Source organism: Streptomyces sp. MK7 (genome assembly GCF_032658145.1).
In the GTDB taxonomy this organism is placed as follows: domain Bacteria; phylum Actinomycetota; class Actinomycetes; order Streptomycetales; family Streptomycetaceae; genus Streptomyces; species Streptomyces spiralis.
In genome coordinates this window covers 15,297-37,975 of record NZ_JAVACL010000052.1, presented here as the reverse complement: position 1 = coordinate 37,975, position 22,679 = coordinate 15,297, and the positions used below count along the sequence as shown (strand labels likewise).

The 22,679-nt window shown below is 70.1% G+C and carries 20 protein-coding genes; all 20 read left to right on the top strand.

The genetic code is table 11. From position 1 onward, the window contains the following. The first annotated feature begins 466 nt into the window (after nt 1-466). The 20 genes from thrB to R2S09_RS34590 all read left to right on the top strand — a co-directional run bounded on the left by thrB (nt 467) and on the right by R2S09_RS34590 (nt 22,598). Nucleotides 467-1,384, top strand: a complete 918-nt coding sequence (gene thrB / locus R2S09_RS34685) for a homoserine kinase (protein WP_306191892.1) — start codon at nt 467-469, stop codon at nt 1,382-1,384. Nucleotides 1,385-1,793: 409 nt separating this feature from the next. Further along, on the top strand, nt 1,794-3,824 hold the full coding sequence (rho, locus tag R2S09_RS34680) for a transcription termination factor Rho (RefSeq protein WP_306191893.1): 2,031 nt from the start codon (nt 1,794-1,796) through the stop codon (nt 3,822-3,824). 214 nt (nt 3,825-4,038) lie between these two features. After that, nucleotides 4,039-5,826, top strand: coding sequence for a trypsin-like serine protease (locus tag R2S09_RS34675; RefSeq protein ID WP_316745316.1), 1,788 nt, complete (start codon nt 4,039-4,041; stop codon nt 5,824-5,826). A 274-nt stretch (nt 5,827-6,100) separates the two neighbouring features. Further along, nucleotides 6,101-7,234, top strand: a complete 1,134-nt coding sequence (locus R2S09_RS34670; protein WP_316745315.1) for an LCP family protein — start codon at nt 6,101-6,103, stop codon at nt 7,232-7,234. Between the two features lie 196 nt (nt 7,235-7,430). Next, nucleotides 7,431-7,655 carry a 50S ribosomal protein L31 gene (gene rpmE / locus R2S09_RS34665; protein ID WP_014675000.1) on the top strand — a complete coding sequence of 75 codons (225 nt, stop codon included), beginning with the start codon at nt 7,431-7,433 and terminating at the stop codon, nt 7,653-7,655. Between the two features lie 111 nt (nt 7,656-7,766). After that, nucleotides 7,767-8,834: a peptide chain release factor 1 gene (gene prfA / locus R2S09_RS34660; RefSeq protein ID WP_316745314.1), complete on the top strand. Its 1,068-nt coding sequence runs from the start codon at nt 7,767-7,769 to the stop codon at nt 8,832-8,834. Nucleotides 8,835-8,954: 120 nt separating this feature from the next. Continuing rightward, a complete protein-coding gene (prmC, locus tag R2S09_RS34655; protein ID WP_030170243.1) occupies nt 8,955-9,794 on the top strand; it encodes a peptide chain release factor N(5)-glutamine methyltransferase in 840 nt (279 codons plus the stop codon). Between the two features lie 55 nt (nt 9,795-9,849). Continuing rightward, a complete protein-coding gene (locus R2S09_RS34650; protein WP_306191898.1) occupies nt 9,850-10,497 on the top strand; it encodes an L-threonylcarbamoyladenylate synthase in 648 nt (215 codons plus the stop codon). Beyond that, nucleotides 10,494-11,171: a protein-tyrosine-phosphatase gene (locus tag R2S09_RS34645; RefSeq protein WP_306191899.1), complete on the top strand. Its 678-nt coding sequence runs from the start codon at nt 10,494-10,496 to the stop codon at nt 11,169-11,171. Before R2S09_RS34650 ends, R2S09_RS34645 begins: the two co-directional genes overlap by 4 nt. A 384-nt stretch (nt 11,172-11,555) precedes the next feature. After that, the gene (gene glyA, locus R2S09_RS34640; protein ID WP_306191900.1) at nt 11,556-12,794 is read left to right on the top strand and encodes a serine hydroxymethyltransferase; all 1,239 of its coding nucleotides are present in this window, start codon (nt 11,556-11,558) and stop codon (nt 12,792-12,794) included. A 221-nt stretch (nt 12,795-13,015) separates the two neighbouring features. Continuing rightward, nucleotides 13,016-14,416: an MraY family glycosyltransferase gene (locus R2S09_RS34635; RefSeq protein WP_316745313.1), complete on the top strand. Its 1,401-nt coding sequence runs from the start codon at nt 13,016-13,018 to the stop codon at nt 14,414-14,416. Between the two features lie 302 nt (nt 14,417-14,718). Beyond that, entirely contained in the window at nt 14,719-15,156 is a 438-nt protein-coding gene (locus R2S09_RS34630; RefSeq protein WP_306191902.1) for a hypothetical protein, read from the top strand. A gap of 225 nt (nt 15,157-15,381) precedes the next feature. After that, entirely contained in the window at nt 15,382-16,200 is an 819-nt protein-coding gene (atpB, locus tag R2S09_RS34625) for a F0F1 ATP synthase subunit A (RefSeq protein WP_316745312.1), read from the top strand. A gap of 79 nt (nt 16,201-16,279) precedes the next feature. Continuing rightward, nucleotides 16,280-16,519, top strand: a complete 240-nt coding sequence (gene atpE, locus R2S09_RS34620; RefSeq protein ID WP_018571456.1) for an ATP synthase F0 subunit C — start codon at nt 16,280-16,282, stop codon at nt 16,517-16,519. Between the two features lie 51 nt (nt 16,520-16,570). Further along, entirely contained in the window at nt 16,571-17,119 is a 549-nt protein-coding gene (locus R2S09_RS34615; protein ID WP_107473291.1) for a F0F1 ATP synthase subunit B, read from the top strand. After that, the gene (locus tag R2S09_RS34610) at nt 17,116-17,931 is read left to right on the top strand and encodes a F0F1 ATP synthase subunit delta (RefSeq protein ID WP_316745311.1); all 816 of its coding nucleotides are present in this window, start codon (nt 17,116-17,118) and stop codon (nt 17,929-17,931) included. The genes R2S09_RS34615 and R2S09_RS34610 overlap by 4 nt, the downstream gene beginning before the upstream one ends. A gap of 141 nt (nt 17,932-18,072) precedes the next feature. Beyond that, on the top strand, nt 18,073-19,665 hold the full coding sequence (gene atpA / locus R2S09_RS34605) for a F0F1 ATP synthase subunit alpha (RefSeq protein ID WP_306191905.1): 1,593 nt from the start codon (nt 18,073-18,075) through the stop codon (nt 19,663-19,665). 21 nt (nt 19,666-19,686) lie between these two features. Next, nucleotides 19,687-20,604 carry a F0F1 ATP synthase subunit gamma gene (locus tag R2S09_RS34600; RefSeq protein WP_306191906.1) on the top strand — a complete coding sequence of 306 codons (918 nt, stop codon included), beginning with the start codon at nt 19,687-19,689 and terminating at the stop codon, nt 20,602-20,604. After that, on the top strand, nt 20,605-22,041 hold the full coding sequence (gene atpD, locus R2S09_RS34595) for a F0F1 ATP synthase subunit beta (RefSeq protein WP_306191907.1): 1,437 nt from the start codon (nt 20,605-20,607) through the stop codon (nt 22,039-22,041). A gap of 179 nt (nt 22,042-22,220) precedes the next feature. After that, nucleotides 22,221-22,598: a F0F1 ATP synthase subunit epsilon gene (locus tag R2S09_RS34590; RefSeq protein WP_306191908.1), complete on the top strand. Its 378-nt coding sequence runs from the start codon at nt 22,221-22,223 to the stop codon at nt 22,596-22,598. The last annotated feature ends 81 nt before the right edge of the window (nt 22,599-22,679 follow it).

Genomic DNA, 22,679 nt, shown 5'->3' with positions numbered 1-22,679 from the left:
CCGGTTCCACCGGCTCCACCGGTCACGCCCGCCCCCGCTCGCTCACGCCCGCCCTCGCTCGCTCACGCCCGCGGACCCCGCCCGGCTCGCACGGCGAGAAACCGCCCACGGCGGCGTACACCCACCACCCGGCGCGCAGACCGCCACAACCCCGCCGCACGCGTCGCCGCGCCACGCCCCGCCGGCCCGCGCAACCCCGCGGCACCCGCAGGCGTCCTCACCCGAGGAACCCGAGGAACCCCGCTGAGGGTGCACAAGGGGCTTACGACACGCATCGTGCGCCTCCTGTGCGCCCTATGTCGCCACAGAACCTTCCTTCGATAGGCTGTAGGTAACCCGCCCGCCGCATATGCCTCGCATGGCGCGGTGCCGCGCCGTCTCCACGGCCCGAGGGTCCTCACGTACGTGTCGAATGTCGGTCGAATGCCACTCGACCATCACGCAGCTCAAGGAGAGTCAACGAGCGATGGCCGGTCCAGCGTTCCGCGCCGCCGCCGTCCGGGTGCGCGTCCCCGCCACCAGCGCCAACCTCGGCCCGGGCTTCGACGCCCTCGGCCTCGCGCTGGGGCTCTACGACGACGTCGTCGTCAGGGTGGCCGACTCCGGGCTGCACATCGACATCGCGGGCGAGGGCAGCGAGACGCTGCCGCGTGACGAGAAACACCTGCTCGTGCGCTCCCTGCGCACCGCCTTCGACGTCCTCGGCGGGCAGCCGCGCGGCCTGGAGATCGTCTGCGCGAACCGCATCCCGCACGGCCGCGGCCTCGGCTCGTCCTCCGCCGCCATCTGCGCCGGCATCGTCGCCGCCCGCGCCGTGACCATAGGCGGCGAGGCCAGGCTCGACGACACCGCGCTGCTGGAGCTGGCCACCGAGATCGAGGGCCACCCGGACAACGTGGCGGCCTGTCTGCTCGGCGGTTTCACCCTGTCCTGGATGGAGGCCGGCGCCGCCAGGGCGATCAGGATGGAGCCCTGCGATTCCATCGTTCCGGTGGTTTTCGTGCCCGGAAAGCCGGTGCTGACCGAAACCGCGCGGGGACTGCTCCCGCGTACCGTGCCGCACGTCGACGCGGCCGTCAACGCGGGCCGTGCCGCGCTGCTCGTCGAGGCCCTCACCCGGCGCCCCGAGCTGCTGCTGCCCGCCACCGAGGACCGCCTCCACCAGGAGTACCGCGCTCCGGCCATGCCGGAGAGCGCCGCGCTGGTGGAGCGGCTGCGCGCCGACGGCGTCCCCGCGGTCATCTCCGGTGCCGGGCCCACGGTGATGGCCCTGGCCGACGCGGACACCGCCGACAAGGTGGAACAACTGGCCGGTGCCGAATGGGCGGCGAACCGGCTCAGCCTGGACAAGCAGGGAGCGAGCGTGCTGCCGCTGTCGGGCTGACACGCGATTGCCGGATTGTGAGAGGGGGAATGTTTGTTGGATCCGGTAGTGTTAACCTCAAGTCTGCACCCGACCCCACCATGGCGAGGTGCTTCGCGTCCCCGTCCGGGACCAACATTCTTCCGGGAGCTCCCCAAGGCACTCTGCGTTCCGAACGCCGTATCTGGGCAGTACGTCGTACGCGGACGCTGAGCGGTTCACAGGGCACGCTCCGGAATCGGTGCGACCACCACGTGACACAGTGACACTCGGTGCCACGGCTCGGGGAAGCGCCAATCACCAGATATCTCTTCCGCCGCTTTGGCGGACCACCGCCCCGGCACGGTCCACACAGCAAGGGCCGTAGCCGGACAGCACAACCGGTCGCCGAGCCAGACAGGCCGACGTCCGCTCCAGGGAAGGACCCTTCGTGAGCGACACCACCGATCTGATGGGCGCACGTGTCGAGGAGACCGCTGCCGCGCCCGCCACGGACGCCTCCGCGCCTGCCACCGGTGCGGGCTCCCGGCGGCGCCGCGGTACCGGCCTCGAGGGCATGGTGCTGGCCGAGCTGCAGCAGGTCGCCTCCGGCCTCGGTATCAGGGGCACCGCGCGCATGCGCAAGAGCCAGCTGATCGAGGTCATCAAGGAGGCGCAGGCGGCAGGGGGCGCTGCTCCCGCGAAGGCCGACGCCGCCGAGACCAAGCCGAAGCGCCGCACCACCTCCCGGGCCCGAACGGGTGAGGAGGCCCCCGCCGCGGAGAAGAAGGCGGCCGAGGCCCCCGCCGAGAAGGCCGTGGCCCAGCAGCAGATCGAGATCCCCGGCCAGCCGGCTGGGGGCACCGCCCGCGGGGGCGAAGGCGAGCGTGGGGGAGAGGACGCTCCCGTGGAGCGCCGCCGGCGCCGTGCCACCGCCGAGGCGGGCAGCCCGGCGGGCAGCGCCGAGACCGTCGCCGCCGAGGCCAAGAGCGAGCCGAAGGCAGAGACCCCCGCGCAGCCGCAGCAGGCTCAGCAGGGCGAGGCCAAGGGCGACGCCGGTGAGGGCGGCGAGGGCCGCCGCCGGGACCGCCGTGAGCGCGGCCGTGACCGCGACCGCGATCGTGACCGTGACCGTGACCGCGACCGCCGCGGCAAGGGCGACGAGCAGCAGGGCCAGCAGCGCGGTCAGCAGCAGGGTCAGCAGCAGGGCGGCGGACGCCAGGACCGTCAGCAGGACGACGACGACTTCGAGGGCGGCCGCCGGGGCCGTCGCGGCCGCTACCGCGACCGCCGTGGCCGCCGCGGCCGCGAGGACGTCTCCGAGCCGCAGATCGCCGAGGACGACGTCCTGATCCCGGTCGCGGGCATCCTGGACATCCTCGACAACTACGCGTTCATCCGTACGTCCGGCTACCTGCCCGGCCCGAACGACGTGTACGTCTCCCTCGCCCAGGTCCGCAAGAACGGCCTGCGCAAGGGCGACCACATCACCGGTGCCGTGCGCCAGCCGAAGGAGGGCGAGCGCCGCGAGAAGTTCAACGCGCTGGTCCGCCTGGACTCCGTCAACGGCATGGCGCCCGAACACGGCCGCGGCCGCCCGGAGTTCAACAAGCTGACCCCGCTCTACCCGCAGGACCGCCTCCGCCTGGAGACCGACCCGGGCGTGCTGACCACCCGCATCATCGACCTGGTGTCGCCGATCGGCAAGGGGCAGCGTGGTCTGATCGTGGCCCCGCCGAAGACCGGCAAGACCATGATCATGCAGGCGGTCGCCAACGCGATCACCCACAACAACCCCGAGTGCCACCTGATGGTCGTCCTCGTCGACGAGCGTCCGGAAGAGGTCACCGACATGCAGCGGTCGGTCAAGGGCGAGGTCATCTCCTCGACCTTCGACCGCCCGGCCGAGGACCACACCACGGTCGCCGAGCTGGCCATCGAGCGCGCCAAGCGCCTCGTCGAGCTGGGTCACGACGTGGTCGTCCTGCTGGACTCGATCACCCGTCTGGGCCGTGCCTACAACCTGGCCGCCCCGGCCTCCGGCCGCATCCTGTCCGGTGGTGTCGACTCCACGGCCCTGTACCCGCCGAAGCGCTTCTTCGGTGCGGCCCGCAACATCGAGGACGGCGGCTCGCTGACCATCCTCGCCACCGCGCTGGTGGACACCGGGTCCCGCATGGACGAGGTGATCTTCGAGGAGTTCAAGGGCACCGGCAACATGGAGCTCAAGCTCGACCGGAAGCTCGCCGACAAGCGCATCTTCCCGGCGGTGGACGTGGACGCGTCCGGTACCCGTAAGGAAGAGATCCTGCTCGGCAACGAGGAGCTGTCCGTCGTCTGGAAGCTGCGCCGGGTGCTGCACGCGCTCGACCAGCAGCAGGCGATCGAGCTGCTGCTCGACAAGATGAAGCAGACCAAGTCGAACGTCGAGTTCCTGATGCAGATCCAGAAGACGACCCCGGCCCCCGGCAACGGCGACTGAGCCACGGCCGTCCTTCTGCGACGCTGCTCCGAAGCCGCCCCGTCACCTGAGTGACGGGGCGGCTTCACTTTTGCTCTGTAGCCTCGGCGCACCGAAGTGGGGGGGAACGTATTTTCTCATACGCCCATGGGGGACGGTCCGTGCTGCCTTCGACGGCTCCGCGTCCGCCGGGTTCTTCTCTCCCGCGAGCGATCCACGGTGACAGGAGAACCGAGTGGCACCCAGTTCCCGTACTTCCCGTACTTCCCGAAGACCCAGACGGGGTCTTCCCGCGGCCGCCGCGGCACTCGCCCTGGGAGGCGCGGTCCTCGCGGCCGCTCCCGCCCAGGCGTCCGGCACGACCCCCCTCCCGCCCGGACCGGCCGTCACCGAGAGGCCCAGCGCCTCCCTGACCGAGCTGCTGGCGCGGATCAAGGGTTCCGAGACCGCGCTGAAGGACGGCGCGGCCGCCGCTCCCACCGGGGAGGCGACGGCCGGCGCGAGTCCCACGGCCTCGTCCGGCACCGTCGACCCGAAGATCATCGGCGGTACGGAAGCGTCCCTCTCCGAGGCGCCGTGGATGGTGCAGCTGCACTACTACGACGCCACCACCGGCGAGGGCTACTTCTGCGGCGGCACCCTGGTCGCCCCGACGAAGGTCCTGACCGCCGCCCACTGCGTGTACGGCCTGGACTGGGCGGAGAACGGCGCCGTCCTCGCCGGCACCAGCCGACTGCCGGACGGCGACGACCTGCACGGCGGCCGGGTCGCCGGCGTGTGGCGCCAGTGGGTCAACCCCACCTACAAGCCGGCCACCACCGCGGGCGGTGACCTCGCGGTGCTGACGCTGACCGAGGCTCTGCCGTACAAGACGCTCCAGCTGACGCCGAGCTCCGACACCACCTCGTACGCCAACGGCACCCCGGCGACGGTGTACGGCTGGGGGCGCACCAGCTCCACCAGCGACGACCTGTCGCTGACGCTGAAGAAGGCGACCGTGCCGATGCGGTCGGACTCCGCCTGCACCGCGTACTACGGCTCCGACTTCGTGCCCGGTCAGATGACCTGCGCCGGCAACCCGGCCACCGGCCAGGACGCCGGTACGGTCTCCCCGTGCAACGGGGACTCCGGCGGCCCGCTCGTGGTGGGTGGCCGGATCGCCGGTGTCGTGTCGTGGGGCGTCCAGGACTGCGTCGAGACGGGCGCCTACAGCGTCTACGCCAAGACCCGCTCCTACGTCGGCGCGGTCAACGCGCGCATCGACGACGCCGACCTCGACTTCGACGGCCTGGCGGACCTGTTCGCCCGGCGCTCGTCCGGGGGCGGGGCCTACGAGTACTACTCGCTCGGGGACAAGTGGCCCTACCTGGGCAACCGGTACTCGATCGGCGACTGGAGCGGCCTGAGCCTGGTGCGCCAGGCCGACCTGAACCGCGACTTCTACCAGGACTACCTGTACCGCACACCGGACGGCGTCCTGTACGACTACGCGTTCAACGGGAGCGACAGCTACCAGTCGATCCGTATCGGCCCCGGCTGGAACGTCATGAAGGACATCCGGGTCCCGGGTGACCTCTCCGGCGACGGCCTGCCCGACCTGGTCGCCAAGGACAAGGACGGCTACCTGTGGCTCTACCCGGGCAGGGGCAACGGGCTGTTCGGCACCCGGGTCCGGATCGGCCCCGGCTGGTCGTCGTACACCGTCACCGGCAAGGGCGACTACAACAACGACGGCAGGCCCGACCTGCTGGCGCGGGACGGCTCCGGCGTGCTGTGGCTGTACCCGGGCACCGGCAAGGCCTCGCCGGCGCTCGGCACCCGGATCAAGGTCGGTCCCGGCTGGAACATCTACAACGCCTTCGACACCGCCGGTGACTACACCGGCGACGGCAGGCCCGACCTGCTCGCGCGGGACGGCTCCGGCGTGATGTGGCTGTACAAGGGCTACGGCACCGGTACGGCGACGTTCAGGAGCAGGGTCCAGGTCGGCGTCGGCTGGGGGGCCTTCGACCTCTTCGGCTGATCCCGCCGGCACCGCCGCGGCTGTGCCCAGGGCCGCTCCCGTGACGGGGGGCGGCCCTTCGGCGTCCCCCGGACCGGCGAGAGGTTCGCCACAGGTACCGGGCGCGATCCGTACAGGGTGCTGTGCAACCCTTGCCCGAGTTCCCCCGTCTGACCGTACGAGCGACGATGGTGCGTACCGGTCCTTCTCACCGAGGACGGCACGAGCCAGGACAGACCGGGGCCTGACCCTGAAAACAGGGGGTAACCGACCGGATACGAGAGCCGAGGAGCGCATGTCCGCCGAGAGCACGCCGGGCCCGGGGATACCCGGGAAGAACAGCGAGACCCCCCGCCGCCGGGCAGCCAAGGGCCGCCGCAAGCCGCCCACCACGCGGCGCAGGGCGCTTTCGGCCACGGCCTGGACCACCGCGGGGATCGTCGTGCTCGGCGGCACCGGTGCCGGCTACCTCTACTTCAAGCTCAACGGCAACCTCAAGACGGTCGACATCAACCAGGCCCTCGGCACCGACCGCCCCGGCAAGGCCGCGGGCGGCTCCGAGAACATCCTGGTCCTGGGCTCCGACACGCGCAGCGGCGGCAACAGGAAGCTGGGCGGCGGCACCGACGACGGCAGCGCCCGCTCCGACACGGCGATGATCGTGCACGTGTACGCGGGCCACAAGAAGGCCGCCGTGGTCTCCGTTCCGCGCGACACCCTCGTGGACCGCCCCGAGTGCACCGACGCGAAGGGCGGCACGCACCCGGCCGCACACGGCGTGATGTTCAACGAGGCGTACTCCACCGGCGGCGCCGCCTGCGCCGTCAAGACCGTCGAGTCGCTCACCGGTGTCCGGATGGACCACTACCTGGAGGTCGACTTCAGCGGCTTCCAGAAGCTCATCGACGAGCTCGGCGGCGTCCAGGTCACCACGACGAAGACCATCCACGACCCCGACAGCCACCTGAACCTCGACACGGGCACGCACACGCTCACCGGGCAGCAGGCCCTCGGCCTGGTCCGCACCCGGCACGGCGTCGGCGACGGCTCCGACCTGGGCCGCATCCAGCTCCAGCAGGCCTTCGTCAAGGCCCTGGTCGACCAGGTCAAGCACGTCGGCCTGTTCACCAACCCCAAGAAGCTGTACGACCTCGCCGACACCGCGACCAGGGCCGTCACCACCGACTCCGACCTCGGCTCGGTGAACTCCCTGATCTCCTTCGCCGACGGCCTGAAGGGCATCAGCGCCTCCCACATGAACATGGTCACCATGCCGGTCCAGTACGACCCCGCGAATCCCAACCGCGTGATCATCGAGAAGTCCAAGGCGCAGCAGGTCTGGGACGCCCTGAAGAACGACCGGCCGATCCCGGCGGGCGCGACCCGGGGAACGGCCACCGGCAAGGCAAAGGGCGTCGTGAGCGGCTGAGGGGCCCGGAGCCACCAGGCACCCCATCAGGCACCCCACCGGGTGCCTGGTGGGGTGCCCCCGCCGGGAACAAACGACCGCACCCCCCGGTTTGGGAAGAAGGCGCCAGTCCTGGCAGACTGGTACGTCGGCTCCGGTTCACGCTCCCGCACCCCGCGGCGGCGACCCGGCGCCCTCCCGAAACCTAGGAGACACCTTGAAGCGCGACATCCACCCCGCGTACGTCGAGACGCAGGTCAGCTGCACCTGCGGCGCGTCGTTCACCACCCGCAGCACCATCGAGTCCGGCACCATCCGGGCCGAGGTCTGCTCCGAGTGCCACCCGTTCTACACGGGCAAGCAGAAGATCCTCGACACCGGTGGCCGTGTGGCCCGCTTCGAGGCCCGCTTCGGCAAGGCTGCCGCCGGCTCCAAGAAGTAGCGAGCCCCTTTTCGCCGGTCCACGGCCGTGCCCCCTGGCGGGGGTGCGCCGGGACCGGCGTTTTTGGTCGCCCGCCCTTCCCCACCCCCCCGCAGTATCAGGAGCCGAAAGATGTTCGAGGCCGTCGAGGAGCTCGTCGCCGAGCACGCCGACCTGGAGAAGAAGCTCGCCGACCCGTCGGTCCACGCCGACCAGGCAAACGCGCGCAAGCTCAACAAGCGGTACGCCGAGCTCACCCCGATCGTCGCCACGTACCGCTCCTGGAAGCAGACGGGCGACGACATCGAGACCGCGCGCGAACTGGCCGCCGACGACCCCGACTTCGCCGCCGAGGCCAAGGAGCTGGACCAGCGGCGCGAGGAGCTGACCGAGAAGCTGCGCCTCCTGCTCATCCCGCGCGACCCCAGCGACGACAAGGACGTCATCCTGGAGATCAAGGCGGGTGCCGGCGGGGACGAGTCGGCGCTGTTCGCCGGTGACCTGCTGCGGATGTACCTGCGCTACGCCGAGCGCGTCGGCTGGAAGACCGAGATCATCGACGCCACCGAGTCCGAGCTGGGCGGCTACAAGGACGTCCAGGTCGCGGTGAAGGCCCGCGGGCAGATCGAGCCCGGCCAGGGCGTGTGGGCGCGGCTGAAGTACGAGGGCGGCGTGCACCGCGTGCAGCGCGTGCCGGCCACCGAGTCCCAGGGCCGTATCCACACCTCCGCGGCCGGTGTGCTGGTCACGCCGGAGGCCGAGGAGGTCGACGTCGAGATCAACCCCAACGACCTGCGCATCGACGTCTACCGGTCCTCCGGGCCGGGCGGCCAGTCCGTGAACACCACCGACTCCGCGGTGCGCATCACGCACCTGCCCACCGGAGTCGTCGCCTCCTGCCAGAACGAGAAGAGCCAGCTGCAGAACAAGGAGCAGGCGATGCGTATCCTGCGCTCCAGGCTCCTCGCCATGGCGCAGGAGGAGGCGGAGAAGGAGGCCGCCGACGCCCGCCGCAGCCAGGTCCGCACCGTCGACCGCTCCGAGAAGATCCGTACCTACAACTACCCGGAGAACCGCATCTCGGACCACCGGGTCGGCTTCAAGGCGTACAACCTGGACCAGGTGCTGGACGGCGACCTCGCCGCGGTGATCCAGGCCTGCGTCGACGCGGACTCGGCCGCCAAGCTCGCGGCGGCCTGAGCACCGGGAAGGCCCGCAAGGCACGTACGGACCGAACGCAGGGGACGTACGGACGAGTACCAAGCACGGAGGACCAGCGTGCAGCAAGAATTTGGGGGGCGACCCCCAAGCCCCCGCAGCGTGCTGCTCGCGGAGGTGGCGCAGGCCACCCAGCGGCTGGCCGACGCGGGCGTGCCCTCGCCGCGCAACGACGCCGAGGAACTCGCCGCGTTCGTGCACGGCGTCAAGCGCAGCCAGTTGCACTCCGTGCCGGACGCCGACTTCGACGCCCGGTACTGGGAGGTCGTCGCCCGGCGCGAGCAGCGCGAGCCGCTGCAGCACATCACCGGGCGGGCCTACTTCCGGTACCTGGAGCTCCAGGTCGGGCCCGGCGTGTTCGTGCCGCGGCCCGAGACCGAGTCGGTGGTGGGCTGGGCGATAGACGCCGTGCGTGCCATGGACGTGGTGGAGCCGTGCATCGTCGACCTGTGCACCGGCTCGGGCGCGATCGCGCTCGCTCTCGCCCAGGAGGTGCCGCGCTCGCGCGTGCACGCCGTGGAGCTGAGCGAGGAGGCGCTGACGTGGACCCGCAAGAACATGGAGGGGTCCCGGGTCGACCTGCGTCAGGGTGACGCCCTGACCGCCTTCCCGGACCTCGACGGCCAGGTCGACCTCGTCATCTCCAACCCGCCGTACATCCCGCTGACCGAATGGGAGTACGTGGCGCCGGAGGCGCGCGACTACGACCCCGAACTGGCGCTGTTCTCGGGTGAGGACGGCCTGGAGCTGATCCGCGGCATCGAACGCACCGCGCACCGGCTGCTGCGGCCCGGCGGGGTCGTCGTGATCGAGCACGCCGACACCCAGGGCGGCCAGGTGCCGTGGATCTTCACCGAGGAGCGGGGCTGGGCGGACGCGGCCGACCATCCCGACCTCAACAACCGGCCGCGGTTCGCCACCGCACGCAAGGCGCTGCCGTGACCGCGCCCACCAGGACTTCAAGCCAGCAGTACGTGTACGAGGAGGCCCGCTGACAATGGCACGGCGATACGACACCAACGACGCGACCGACCGCGTGACGGGTCTGCGCGAGGCCGCGTCCGCCGTCCGCCGGGGCGAACTCGTGGTGCTGCCGACCGACACCGTGTACGGCATCGGTGCCGACGCGTTCTCCTCCGAGGCCGTGGCCGACCTGCTCGCCGCCAAGGGCCGGGGCCGCACCATGCCCACGCCCGTCCTCATCGGCTCCCCGAACACGCTGCACGGGCTGGTCACGAACTTCTCCGAGATGGCCTGGGAGCTGGTCGACGCGTTCTGGCCGGGCGCGCTGACGCTGATCGCCAAGCACCAGCCGTCGTTGCAGTGGGACCTGGGCGACACCCGCGGCACGGTCGCCGTCCGGATGCCCCTGCACCCCGTCGCGATCGAACTGCTCACCGAGGTCGGCCCGATGGCCGTGTCCTCGGCGAACCTCACCGGCCACCCCGCGCCGGAGAACTGCGACGCCGCGCAGGAGATGCTCGGCGACTCCGTCTCCGTCTACCTCGACGGCGGCCCCACTCCCGGCAACGTCCCGTCCTCCATCGTCGACGTCACCCGCGAGGTGCCCGTACTGCTCCGTGAGGGCGCCCTGTCGCCGGAGGAGCTGCGGAAGGTCGTACCCGACCTCGAGGTGGCGAATTGACGGCCCCTGAAGCGGGGCGTGGCATAGGCGAGGAGTACGAGACGGGGATCCCGGCGCAGCCCGGCCCGCCCCGCGACACCTTCCGCATCCTCCACGTCAGCACCGGCAACGTATGCCGCTCGCCCATCACCGAGCGGCTGACCCGCCATTTCCTGGCGGACCGGCTCGGCGACCCGGCCGGCGGCGGGCTCATCGTGGAGAGCGCGGGCACCTGGGGCCACGAGGGCGCGCCCATGGAGAGCAACGCCGAGACGGTCCTCGCGGACTTCGGCGCGGACGCCTCCGGCTTCGTGGGCCGCGAACTGCTGGACGAGCACGTGATCAGGGCCGACCTGGTCCTGACCGCGACCCGCGACCACCGCGCCCAGGTCATCTCCATGGGGCACTCGGCCGGCCTGCGCACCTTCACGCTCAAGGAGTTCACCCGCCTGGTGAAGGCGATAGACCTGGCCACGCTGCCTCCCCTGGAGGACGGCGTGGTGGAACGCGCACGGGCCCTGGTCCGCGCCGCCGCCGCTCTACGCGGGTGGCTCCTGGCCCCCAGCGTCGAGGCCGACGAGGTCTACGACCCCTACGGCGCCCCCCTGCCCTTCTTCCGCTCCATCGGCGACGAGATACACGAGGCCCTGGACCCGGTCGTCACAGCCCTGACGGGGGTGCCGGCGCGGGCTTGAGGGCGGGCGGGCTTCCGGCGCGGGTCTGGTGCTGTCGGGGTCCGAGCGTGCGTTGGTGGGGGTGTGTCCTGACGGTCTTTGCCGGGGCTCGGTCTGTTCGCGGGTGGACGGAGTTCGCCGCGGCGGCTCGAAGCCGGTGGGCCGGCGAGGGCGGGGCGTTGCGAGGGGCGCGTCGGGGTCGGGACCCGGTCGTCACGGCCCTGACCGGGGTGCCCGCCCGGGCCTGAGGCCCTCGGGGTCCACGGGTCCTGCCGAGGGTGTCCCTGTGGGCCGTAGGGAGGGTGTGTGGGGTGGGTGGTGGGCCGGGAGGGGTAACGGTCGCGCGCGGGGGTCGGGGCGGGCCTACATTGGACGTACGTCACCGTCGACCGTCCGGAGACCACCATGTCGGTCATCCCTGCCCTCGAGGCCGATGTCCTGCGGCGGCAGGACCCCGCAGTGGCCGACATCCTGCTGGGGGAGCTGGAACGGCAGACGACCACCCTGCAACTGATCGCCGCGGAGAACTTCACCTCGCCCGCGGTGCTGGCCGCGCTCGGCTCGCCGCTGGCGAACAAGTACGCCGAGGGGTACCCGGCCGCCCGGCACCACGGCGGCTGCGAGATCGTCGACATGGCCGAACGGCTCGCCGTGGAGCGCGCCAGGACCCTGTTCGGCGCCGACCACGCCAACGTGCAGTCGCACTCCGGGTCGTCCGCCGTGCTCGCCGCCTACGCGGCCCTGCTGCGGCCCGGGGACACCGTCCTCGCCCTCGGGCTGCCCTACGGCGGTCACCTCACCCACGGCTCGCCCGCGAACTTCTCGGGGCGCTGGTTCGACTTCGTCGGCTACGGCGTCGACGCCGAGACCGGGCTCATCGACCACGACCAGGTCCGCACCCTGGCCCGTACGCACCGGCCCAAGGCGATCGTGTGCGGGTCGATCGCCTACCCGCGCCACATCGACTACGCCTTCTTCCGTTCGGTCGCCGACGAGGTGGGCGCCTACCTGATCGCGGACGCCGCGCACCCGATAGGACTGGTCGCCGGGCGAGCGGCGCCCAGCCCCGTCCCGTACGCCGACGTGGTGTGCGCCACCACCCACAAGGTGCTGCGCGGGCCGCGCGGCGGGATGATCCTGTGCGGGAGCGAGCTGGCCGAACGCGTCGACCGGGCGGTGTTCCCCTTCACCCAGGGCGGCGCCCAGATGCACACGATCGCCGCGAAGGCCGTGGCGTTCGCCGAGGCGGCCGGCCCCGCCTTCGCCGCCTACGCCCACCAGGTGGTCGTCAACGCGCGCGTGCTGGCGGCGCACCTGGCCGTGGAGGGGCTGAACATCACCACCGGCGGCACCGACACCCATCTGATCACCGCCGACCCGGCGCCCCTCGGCGTCGACGGGCGCGCCGCGCGCGGCCGGCTGGCCGCCGCCGGGATGGTGCTGGACTGCTGCGCGCTGCCGCACGGCGATGCCCGCGGGCTGCGCCTGGGGACCGCCGCGGTGACCACGCAGGGCATGGGACAGGAGGAGATGCAGCGGATCGCCGTACTCTTCGGCAAGGTGCTGCGCGGGGAGCTCGACGCGGCGCGGGCCCGTGAGGACGTGCGCGAGCTCACCGTACGGTTCCCGCCGTATCCCGTCTGAGAGCGCGTGAGAGAGCCCGAGAAAGGCCCAGAGAGCCTGAGACGGCCGGGACGGGGCCTGAGACGCCCGGGACGGGGTAGGCGCACGGTCGTCGCAGGGCCCGTCCGGAGACGTGCACAGCCACACGTGCAACCATCGTCGCTACCCGGAAGTCCCCATACATATGCCCGCGTCGCTAGGGTGTGGGGCTGAGATGGCCAGCGAGACCTGTGGGGAAGCCCGTGCGTGAATACCTGCTGACGCTCTGCATCACGGCCGCGGTGACGTACCTGCTGACCGGGCCGGTGCGCAAGTTCGCGATCGTGGCGGGGGCGATGCCGGAGATCCGGGCACGTGACGTGCACCGGGAACCCACCCCCCGGCTCGGCGGGATCGCGATGTTCTTCGGCATGTGCGCGGGCCTGCTGGTCGCGGACCACCTCACCAACCTCAACGAGGTCTTCGAGAAGTCGAACGAGCCGCGCGCGCTGCTCTCCGGGGCCGCGCTGATCTGGCTGATCGGTGTCCTGGACGACAAGTTCGAGATCGACGCCCTGATCAAGCTGGGCGGCCAGATGATCGCCGCCGGTGTGATGGTCATGCAGGGTCTGACGATCCTGTGGCTGCCGGTGCCGGGCGTGGGGACGGTCGCGCTCACCCAGTGGCAGGGCACCCTGCTGACGGTGGCGCTGGTCGTCATCACGATCAACGCGGTCAACTTCGTCGACGGCCTGGACGGGCTGGCCGCCGGCATGGTGTGCATCGCGGCCGCCGCGTTCTTCATGTACGCCTACCGGATCTGGTACTCGTACGGCATCGAGGCCGCCGCCCCCGCGACCCTCTTCGCGGCCGTGCTGATGGGCATGTGCCTGGGCTTCCTGCCGCACAACATGCACCCCGCGCGGGTCTTCATGGGCGACTCGGGGTCCATGCTGATCGGCCTGGTGCTGGCGGCGGGCGCGATCTCGGTGACCGGGCAGGTCGACCCGGACGTGATGAACCTGTTCGCCGGCTCCGAGCGCAACGCGGTGCACCAGATGGTGCCGGTCTACATCCCGCTGCTGCTGCCGCTGACGATCATCGCCATCCCGGCCTCGGACTTCGTCTTCGCGGTGGTGCGGCGCACCTGGCGCGGCCAGTCGCCGTTCGCGGCGGACCGCGGCCACCTGCACCACCGGCTGCTCCAGATCGGCCACTCGCACAGCCGGGCCGTGCTGATCATGTATTTCTGGGCGGCCCTGATCGGCTTCGGCGCGCTGGCCTACTCGGTCAACTCGGCGTCGATGTGGATCGTGCTGGGCATCGTCGTCCTCAGCTTCCTCGGCCTGGTGCTGCTCCTGCTGCCGCGGTTCACGCCGCGTACCCCGCGCTGGGCGGAGGGGTTCGTGCCGCCGCGCTACCGGCGGGGCCGCCGTCGCGGGGCCACGGCACCGGGCGCCGCCACTCCGGCGGCGGTCGGAGCCGCGCTCCGGGAGACGCAGGAGGCCGCCGAGGCCTGCGAGTCTCATGAGGTCCACGGGGCTCAGGCGGCTCGCGAGCACTCCGCGCCGATCGCGGCCGGGGTGGCCGGAGTCAACGGAGCCACCGCCGTGGGCGCCCGTTCGCGCGTCCTCGACGGGCGCAGAGCGGGAACGTCGCGCTGACGCCGCAAGGTAAGAATCTGACTAAAGCGTTGCCATCTCGTGGGGGGACAAAGACCCCCAATATCAGACAATTTGGTCCGCTTTTTGCACAGACGGGCAGCTTCACTCTCATGTGTGACGGCCAGCACACCCAGCAGGTAAAGACCTCATCAAATAGTTTGTGATACCGTTCACGAGAACCCCGGATACAACCGAAGGACCCGAGTGCGAGGGGCCCTTGGTGTGGAGGATCCTCGTCCGAACCGGGGACTACGCTCGTCCATGACGACACCCCTGCCCCCTGTGAAAGCGGAGTTGCCGCCATGCCGTCCAATGACGTCCGGAACCTACTGCACACCGCAGTGCCCACCGCAGCTGTCGGTGTGGTCGCGGTGGCGGTCAGCGGCGCGGTCGCCGGCGGAAAGGGCGCGATCGGGGCCGTCGTCGGCGTAGCCCTGGCCATCCTGTACATGGGGATCGGTCTCTACGTGCTGCAGTGGACGGCGAAAACGCTGCCGCAGCTCTTCCAGGCCATGGGCCTGATGCTCTACGTCGCCCAACTCCTGCTGCTCATGATCTTCTTGGCCGTCTTCAAGGGCACCTCGCTCTTCAACGCCAGGGCCTTCGCGTTCTCGCTCGTCGCCGCGACCGTCGTATGGATGGCGGCGCAGGCCCGTGCGCACATGAAGTCCAAGATCTTCTACGTCGAACCGGACTCCGAGAAGCACGACAAGTCCGAGAAGACAGGGTCCTCGTCGTGAGGGGTAGGGCCGGGATAAAGACGTGTGTGATCTCCTGCTATCGTCCGGTGCCAACTGCGGCATCGCGGGCGCGGGCATCTGAGCTGACGCCTGCTCGATCGCGAGGCTCGATGCCCGCCGGCCGCCCCCACATCCGTAACACCAGTCCGGTGCCGACCCGCGGCTGCCCGCCGCGCCGACACAACGAGGTTGCCGTATCCATGCGCCACGCCGAAGGAGCCCGCGGTGAGTGCTGACCAGACCACGCTCGCCTTTGACTGGAGTTGCCGCGTCTTCGCCGAAAACGGCTGCGGCTTCCCGTCGCCGGGCCTCCACTCCTTCATCTTCAAGCCGATGTTCACGGTCGGCGGCTACGACTTCGACAAGCCGATGCTGCTCGCCATCGTCACCTCGCTGGTCGTGGTCGGCTTCTTCTGGGCCGCCTTCAGCAAGGCCAAGGTGGTGCCCGGCAAGCTGCAGATGGTCGGCGAGGCGGGCTACGACTTCGTTCGCCGCGGCATCGTCTACGAGACGCTGGGCAAGCGCGAGGGCGAGAAGTACGTCCCGCTCATGGTCTCGATCTTCTTCTTCGTCTGGATCATGAACCTCTGGTCGATCATCCCGGTCGCCCAGTTCCCGGTGACGTCGATCATCGCCTACCCGGCCGCCATGGCCGCGATCGTCTACGTGACCTGGATGGTCCTGACGTTCAAGAAGCACGGCTTCGCCGGCGGCTTCAAGAACCTCACCGGCTACGACAAGTCGCTCGGCGCGGTGCTGCCGCTCGTGGTGGTCATCGAGTTCTTCTCGAACGTCCTGGTCCGCCCGTTCACGCACGCGGTGCGACTGTTCGCCAACATGTTCGCCGGTCACCTGCTGCTCGTGATGTTCACCGTCGCCAGCTGGTACCTGATGAACAGCTGGCTGATCGCGGCCGGCGCCGTCTCGTTCGTCATGGCCATGGTCATGATCCTGTTCGAGCTCTTCGTCCAGGCCGTCCAGGCGTACGTCTTCGTCCTCCTGGCCTGCTCCTACGTTCAGGGCGCTCTCGCCGAGCACCACTGAGCCACCGTCCCGCACCGCCCCGTCACAGACGTCCGGTGGCCAACCCCCACCGGTCCTTGAAAGAGAAGGAAGAATCAGCATGGCTGCCACTGAGACCCTTGCCGCCGTCACCGGCTCCATCGCCTCCGTCGGCTACGGCCTCGCCGCCATCGGTCCCGGCATCGGCATCGGCATCATCTTCGGCAACGGCACCCAGGCGCTCGCCCGCCAGCCCGAGGCCGCCGGTCTGATCCGTGCCAACCAGATCCTGGGCTTCGCCTTCTGTGAGGCGCTCGCCCTCATCGGCATCGTCATGCCGTTCGTTTACACCTACAAGTAAACCGCGGCGGACGACCCACCCCATTAAGGGAAAGGCACTGATGACATGCAGCTGACACAGCAGCTGGTGCAGCTGGCGGCGGAGGAGCAGCAGAACCCTCTCATCCCGCCCGGCCCCGAGCTGGTCATCGGCCTCGTCACCTTCGCCATCGTCTTCTTCTTCCTCGGGAAGAAGCTCCTGCCGAACATCAACAAGGTTCTGGAGGAGCGCCGCGCGGCGATCGAAGGCGGTATCGAAGAGGCCGAGGCCATGAAGGTCGAGGCCCAGAGCGTCCTCGAGCAGTACAAGGCCCAGCTCGCCGAGGCCCGGCACGAGGCCGCGCGCCTGCGCCAGGAGGCTCAGGAGCAGGGCGCCACGCTCATCGCCGAGATGCGGGCCGAGGGCCAGCGTCAGCGCGAGGAGATCGTCGCCGCCGGCCACACCCAGATCGAGGCCGACCGCAAGGCCGCCGCGTCCGCGCTCCGTCAGGACGTCGGCAAGCTCGCCACCGAGCTGGCCGGCAAGCTCGTCGGTGAGTCCCTCGAGGACCACGCCCGGCAGAGCCGCGTGATCGACCGCTTCCTCGACGAGCTCGAGGAGAAGGCCGAGGCCGCGCGATGACCGGAGCGAGCCGCGAGGCTCTGACCGCCGCACGCGAGCGTCTCGACGCGCTGACGGACGCCACGTCCGTCGACGCCGCGAAGCTCGCCGACGAGCTGGCGGCCGTCACCGCGCTGCTCGACCGCGAGGCAGGCCTGCGTCGGGTCCTCACCGACCCGGCGCAGCCCGGCGAAGCCAAGGCCACGCTGGTCCAGCGGCTGCTCGGCGGCCAGGTCGGTGGCGAGGCCGTGGACCTGGTGGCCGGCATCGTGCGCTCGCGCTGGTCGCAGTCGCGTGACCTGGTGGACGCGCTGGAGGAGCTGGCGAACCTCGCCGACCTCACCGCCGCCCAGCGGTCCGGCACGCTCGACGACGTCGAGGACGAGCTGTTCCGCTTCGGCCGGATCGTCTCCTCCAGCACCGAGCTGCGCTCGGCGCTGACCGACCGGGCCGCGCGCACCTCGGCCAAGGTCGAGCTGCTGCACCGGCTGCTCGGCGGCCGGGCGAAGCCGACCACCGAGCGTCTGGTGACACGCCTTGTGACCGTGCCGCGGGGACGTAGCCTGGAGACGGGACTGGAGTCCCTGTCCAAGCTCGCCGCCGACCGTCGCAACCGCATGGTCGCCGTCGTCACCACGGCGGTCCCGCTGAGCGACCGGCAGAAGCAGCGCCTCGGCGCCGCCCTCGCCAAGCTCTACGGCCGTCAGATGCACCTCAACATCGACGTGGACCCCGAGCTGATCGGCGGGATCCGGGTGCAGGTCGGCGACGAGACGATCAACGGCTCCCTCGCGGACCGGCTCGACGACGCCGCCCGCCGCATGGCGAGCTAGCAGCAACTCAACACGCAAGACGTACACGACGGCCCTGGTTGGGCCGTGCAGAGGATTCACCTCTTATTGGGGGGAGTCCCGAACCCGTGGAACACCCCCCAAGTGAAACTTCGGGCCCAACAAGGAGAGCAGGGAACCCAGATGGCGGAGCTCACGATCCGGCCGGAGGAGATCCGGGACGCGCTGGAGAACTTCGTCCAGTCGTACAAGCCGGACGCGGCCTCGCGCGAGGAGGTCGGTACGGTCACTGTTGCCGGCGACGGCATCGCGAAGGTCGAGGGCCTGCCCTCGGCCATGGCCAACGAGCTGCTGAAGTTCGAGGACGGCACCCTCGGCCTCGCCCTCAACCTCGAGGAGCGCGAGATCGGTGCCATCGTCCTCGGTGAGTTCAGCGGCATCGAGGAGGGCCAGCCGGTCACCCGCACCGGCGAGGTCCTGTCCGTCGCCGTCGGCGAGGGCTACCTCGGCCGCGTGGTGGACCCGCTCGGCAACCCGATCGACGGCCTCGGCGAGATCGAGACCGAGGGCCGCCGCGCCCTCGAGCTGCAGGCCCCCACGGTCATGCAGCGCAAGTCGGTGCACGAGCCGATGGAGACCGGCTACAAGGCCGTCGACGCCATGACCCCGATCGGCCGCGGTCAGCGTCAGCTGATCATCGGCGACCGCCAGACCGGCAAGACCGCCCTGGCCGTCGACACGATCATCAACCAGCGCGACAACTGGCGCACCGGCGACCCGAGCAAGCAGGTCCGCTGCATCTACGTCGCCGTCGGCCAGAAGGGCTCCACCATCGCGTCGGTCCGCCGCGCGCTGGAGGAGAACGGCGCGCTGGAGTACACGACCATCGTCGCCGCCCCCGCGTCCGACCCGGCCGGCTTCAAGTACCTGGCGCCCTACACCGGTTCCGCCATCGGCCAGCAGTGGATGTACCAGGGCAAGCACGTCCTGATCATCTTCGACGACCTGTCGAAGCAGGCCGACGCCTACCGTGCCGTCTCCCTGCTGCTGCGCCGCCCGCCGGGCCGCGAGGCCTACCCGGGTGACGTCTTCTACCTGCACTCCCGGCTGCTGGAGCGCTGCGCCAAGCTCTCCGACGACATGGGTGCCGGTTCGATGACCGGTCTGCCGATCGTCGAGACCAAGGCCAACGACGTCTCGGCGTTCATCCCGACCAACGTCATCTCCATCACCGACGGCCAGTGCTTCCTGGAGTCCGACCTGTTCAACGCCGGTCAGCGCCCCGCGCTGAACGTCGGTATCTCGGTCTCCCGCGTCGGTGGCTCCGCCCAGCACAAGGCGATGCGCCAGGTCTCCGGCCGCCTGCGTGTGGACCTCGCCCAGTTCCGTGAGCTGGAGGCGTTCGCCGCCTTCGGTTCCGACCTGGACGCGGCCTCCAAGGCCCAGCTGGAGCGCGGTCAGCGCATGGTCGAGCTGCTGAAGCAGAACCAGTACGAGCCGATGGCCACCGAGGACCAGGTCGTTTCCATCTGGTCCGGTACCACCGGCCGCATGGACGACGTTCCGGTCGCCGACATCCGCCGCTTCGAGAAGGAGCTCCTGGAGTACCTGCACCGCAAGGAGCAGGGCCTCATGACCTCCATCAAGGAGGGCGCCAAGATGTCCGACGACACGATCCAGGCCATCGCGGACGCGGTCGCGGAGTTCAAGAAGCAGTTCGAGACCTCGGACGGCAAGCTGCTCGGCGAGGACACCCCGGCCGCTGCCGCCAAGTGACGTAAGGAAGGGACCTGACTCATGGGAGCCCAGCTCCGGGTCTACAAGCGTCGCATCCGATCCGTCACCGCGACCAAGAAGATCACCAAGGCGATGGAGATGATCGCCGCCTCGCGCGTCGTCAAGGCGCAGCGCAAGGTGGCGGCGTCCACGCCGTACGCGCAGGAACTGACCCGCGCGGTCACGGCGGTCGGCACCGGTTCGAACACCAAGCACCCGCTGACCACGGAGACGGAGAACCCGACCCGTGCCGCGGTCCTGCTCCTGACGAGCGACCGCGGTCTGGCCGGCGCCTTCAACTCCAACGCCATCAAGGCCGCGGAGCAGCTGACCGAGCGCCTGGAGCGCGAGGGCAGGCAGGTCGACACGTACATCGTCGGCCGCCGTGGTGTCGCCCACTACAACTTCCGTGAGCGCAAGATCACGGAGTCGTGGACGGGCTTCACCGACGAGCCCACGTACGCGGACGCCAAGAAGGTGGCGGCGCCGCTGATCGAGGCCATCGAGAAGGAGACGGCGGGCGGCGGCGTGGACGAACTCCACATCGTCTACACCGAGTTCGTCTCGATGATGACGCAGACGGCGGTCGACTCCCGGCTGCTTCCGCTGCGCCTCGAAGAGGTGGCGGAGCAGACGCAGAAGAAGGACGAGATCCTTCCGCTGTACGACTTCGAGCCGTCCGCGGAGGACGTCCTCGACGCCCTGCTGCCGCGCTACGTGGAGAGCCGCATCTACAACGCGCTGCTCCAGTCGGCCGCTTCGAAGCACGCCGCCACGCGGCGCGCGATGAAGTCGGCCACCGACAACGCGGGCGAGCTGATCAACACGCTCTCCCGTCTTGCCAACGCGGCCCGCCAGGCCGAAATCACCCAGGAAATCAGCGAGATCGTCGGTGGCGCGAGCGCCCTGGCCGACGCGACCGCGGGGAGTGACCGATAAATGACCACCACTGTTGAGACCGCGACGGCTACGGGCCGCGTCGCCCGGGTCATCGGCCCGGTCGTCGACGTGGAGTTCCCCGTCGACGCGATGCCGGACATCTACAACGCCCTCCACGTCGAGGTCGCCGACCCGGCGAACGCGGGCGAGAAGAAGACGCTGACCCTGGAGGTCGCCCAGCACCTGGGTGACGGCCTGGTCCGCACCATCTCCATGCAGCCGACCGACGGTCTGGTCCGCCAGGCCCCGGTCGTCGACACCGGTGACGGCATCACCGTCCCGGTCGGCGACTTCACCAAGGGCAAGGTGTTCAACACCCTCGGTGAGGTGCTGAACGTCGACGAGACCTACGAGGGCGAGCGCTGGTCCATCCACCGCAAGGCGCCGAACTTCGACGAGCTCGAGTCGAAGACCGAGATGTTCGAGACCGGCGTCAAGGTCATCGACCTGCTGACCCCGTACGTCAAGGGCGGCAAGATCGGTCTGTTCGGCGGCGCCGGCGTCGGCAAGACGGTGCTCATCCAGGAGATGATCTACCGCGTCGCCAACAACCACGACGGTGTCTCCGTGTTCGCCGGTGTCGGCGAGCGCACCCGTGAGGGCAACGACCTCATCGAGGAGATGTCGGACTCCGGCGTCATCGACAAGACCGCGCTGGTCTTCGGCCAGATGGACGAGCCCCCGGGCACCCGTCTGCGCGTGGCCCTCGCCGGTCTGACCATGGCGGAGTACTTCCGCGATGTGCAGAAGCAGGACGTGCTGTTCTTCATCGACAACATCTTCCGCTTCACGCAGGCCGGTTCCGAGGTCTCCACGCTGCTCGGCCGTATGCCGTCCGCGGTGGGCTACCAGCCGAACCTGGCCGACGAGATGGGCCTCCTCCAGGAGCGCATCACCTCGACCCGCGGTCACTCGATCACCTCGATGCAGGCGATCTACGTCCCCGCCGACGACCTGACCGACCCGGCCCCGGCGACCACCTTCGCCCACCTCGACGCGACGACGGTTCTGTCCCGTCCGATCTCCGAGAAGGGCATCTACCCGGCCGTGGACCCGCTGGACTCCACGTCCCGGATCCTGGACCCGCGGTACATCTCCGCGGACCACTACAACGCGGCCATGCGCGTGAAGAACATCCTGCAGAAGTACAAGGACCTGCAGGACATCATCGCGATCCTCGGTATCGACGAGCTCGGCGAGGAGGACAAGCTCGTCGTCCACCGTGCCCGTCGCGTGGAGCGCTTCCTGTCCCAGAACACCCACGTCGCCAAGCAGTTCACCGGCGTCGACGGGTCGGACGTCCCGCTGGACGAGTCGATCGCGGCCTTCAACGCGATCTGCGACGGCGAGTACGACCACTTCCCGGAGCAGGCGTTCTTCATGTGCGGTGGTCTCGAGGACCTGAAGAAGAACGCGAAGGAGCTGGGCGTCTCCTGAGCCCGTAGCTCGGAGTGGGCCTCGCGGCTCACACGGCGTGAGTCGCACGGCTCACACGAAGTGAGTCTTACGGCTCACACCCGGAAGGGGGCGGGCGCGTCCCGCCCCCTTCCTCACGCCCCTTAGAATTGACCCCAACACCCGGCACTACCGCCGGGTGGTGACCCGAGGAGCCACCCTTGGCTGCTGAGCTGCACGTCGAGCTGGTCGCCGCCGACCGCCAGGTCTGGTCCGGCGAGGCCACCCTGGTCGTCGCGCGCACCACGTCCGGCGACATCGGCGTCATGCCCGGTCACCAGCCGCTGCTCGGTGTGCTGGAGTCGGGCCCGGTGACCATCCGTACGAGTGAAGGTGGAACGGTCGTCGCCGCGGTGCACGGCGGTTTCATCTCGTTCGCGGACAACAAGCTCTCGCTGCTGGCCGAGATCGCCGAGCTCGCCGAGGAGATCGACGTCCAGCGCACGGAGCAGGAGCTGGAGCGCGCGAAGGCGGACGAGGACGAGGCCGCCCAGCGGCGCGCCGACGTCCGTCTGCGGGCGGCTGCGGCGGCGCGCTGAACCGAGCGCCATGCGATGACACCACTCAGCCGCGGCCGGTACCGGAGCAATCCGGTACCGGCCGCGGCTGAGGCGGATGTG

Coding starts and splice junctions, on each gene's coding strand:
- prfA (WP_316745314.1), top strand. CDS start 7,767: ATGTTCGAGGCCGTCGAGGAGCTCGTCGCCGAGCACGCCGACCTGGAG.
- R2S09_RS34610 (WP_316745311.1), top strand. CDS start 17,116: ATGACCGGAGCGAGCCGCGAGGCTCTGACCGCCGCACGCGAGCGTCTC.
- atpD (WP_306191907.1), top strand. CDS start 20,605: ATGACCACCACTGTTGAGACCGCGACGGCTACGGGCCGCGTCGCCCGG.
- glyA (WP_306191900.1), top strand. CDS start 11,556: ATGTCGGTCATCCCTGCCCTCGAGGCCGATGTCCTGCGGCGGCAGGAC.
- R2S09_RS34670 (WP_316745315.1), top strand. CDS start 6,101: ATGTCCGCCGAGAGCACGCCGGGCCCGGGGATACCCGGGAAGAACAGC.
- atpE (WP_018571456.1), top strand. CDS start 16,280: ATGGCTGCCACTGAGACCCTTGCCGCCGTCACCGGCTCCATCGCCTCC.
- R2S09_RS34650 (WP_306191898.1), top strand. CDS start 9,850: ATGGCACGGCGATACGACACCAACGACGCGACCGACCGCGTGACGGGT.
- atpA (WP_306191905.1), top strand. CDS start 18,073: ATGGCGGAGCTCACGATCCGGCCGGAGGAGATCCGGGACGCGCTGGAG.
- R2S09_RS34600 (WP_306191906.1), top strand. CDS start 19,687: ATGGGAGCCCAGCTCCGGGTCTACAAGCGTCGCATCCGATCCGTCACC.
- thrB (WP_306191892.1), top strand. CDS start 467: ATGGCCGGTCCAGCGTTCCGCGCCGCCGCCGTCCGGGTGCGCGTCCCC.
- R2S09_RS34630 (WP_306191902.1), top strand. CDS start 14,719: ATGCCGTCCAATGACGTCCGGAACCTACTGCACACCGCAGTGCCCACC.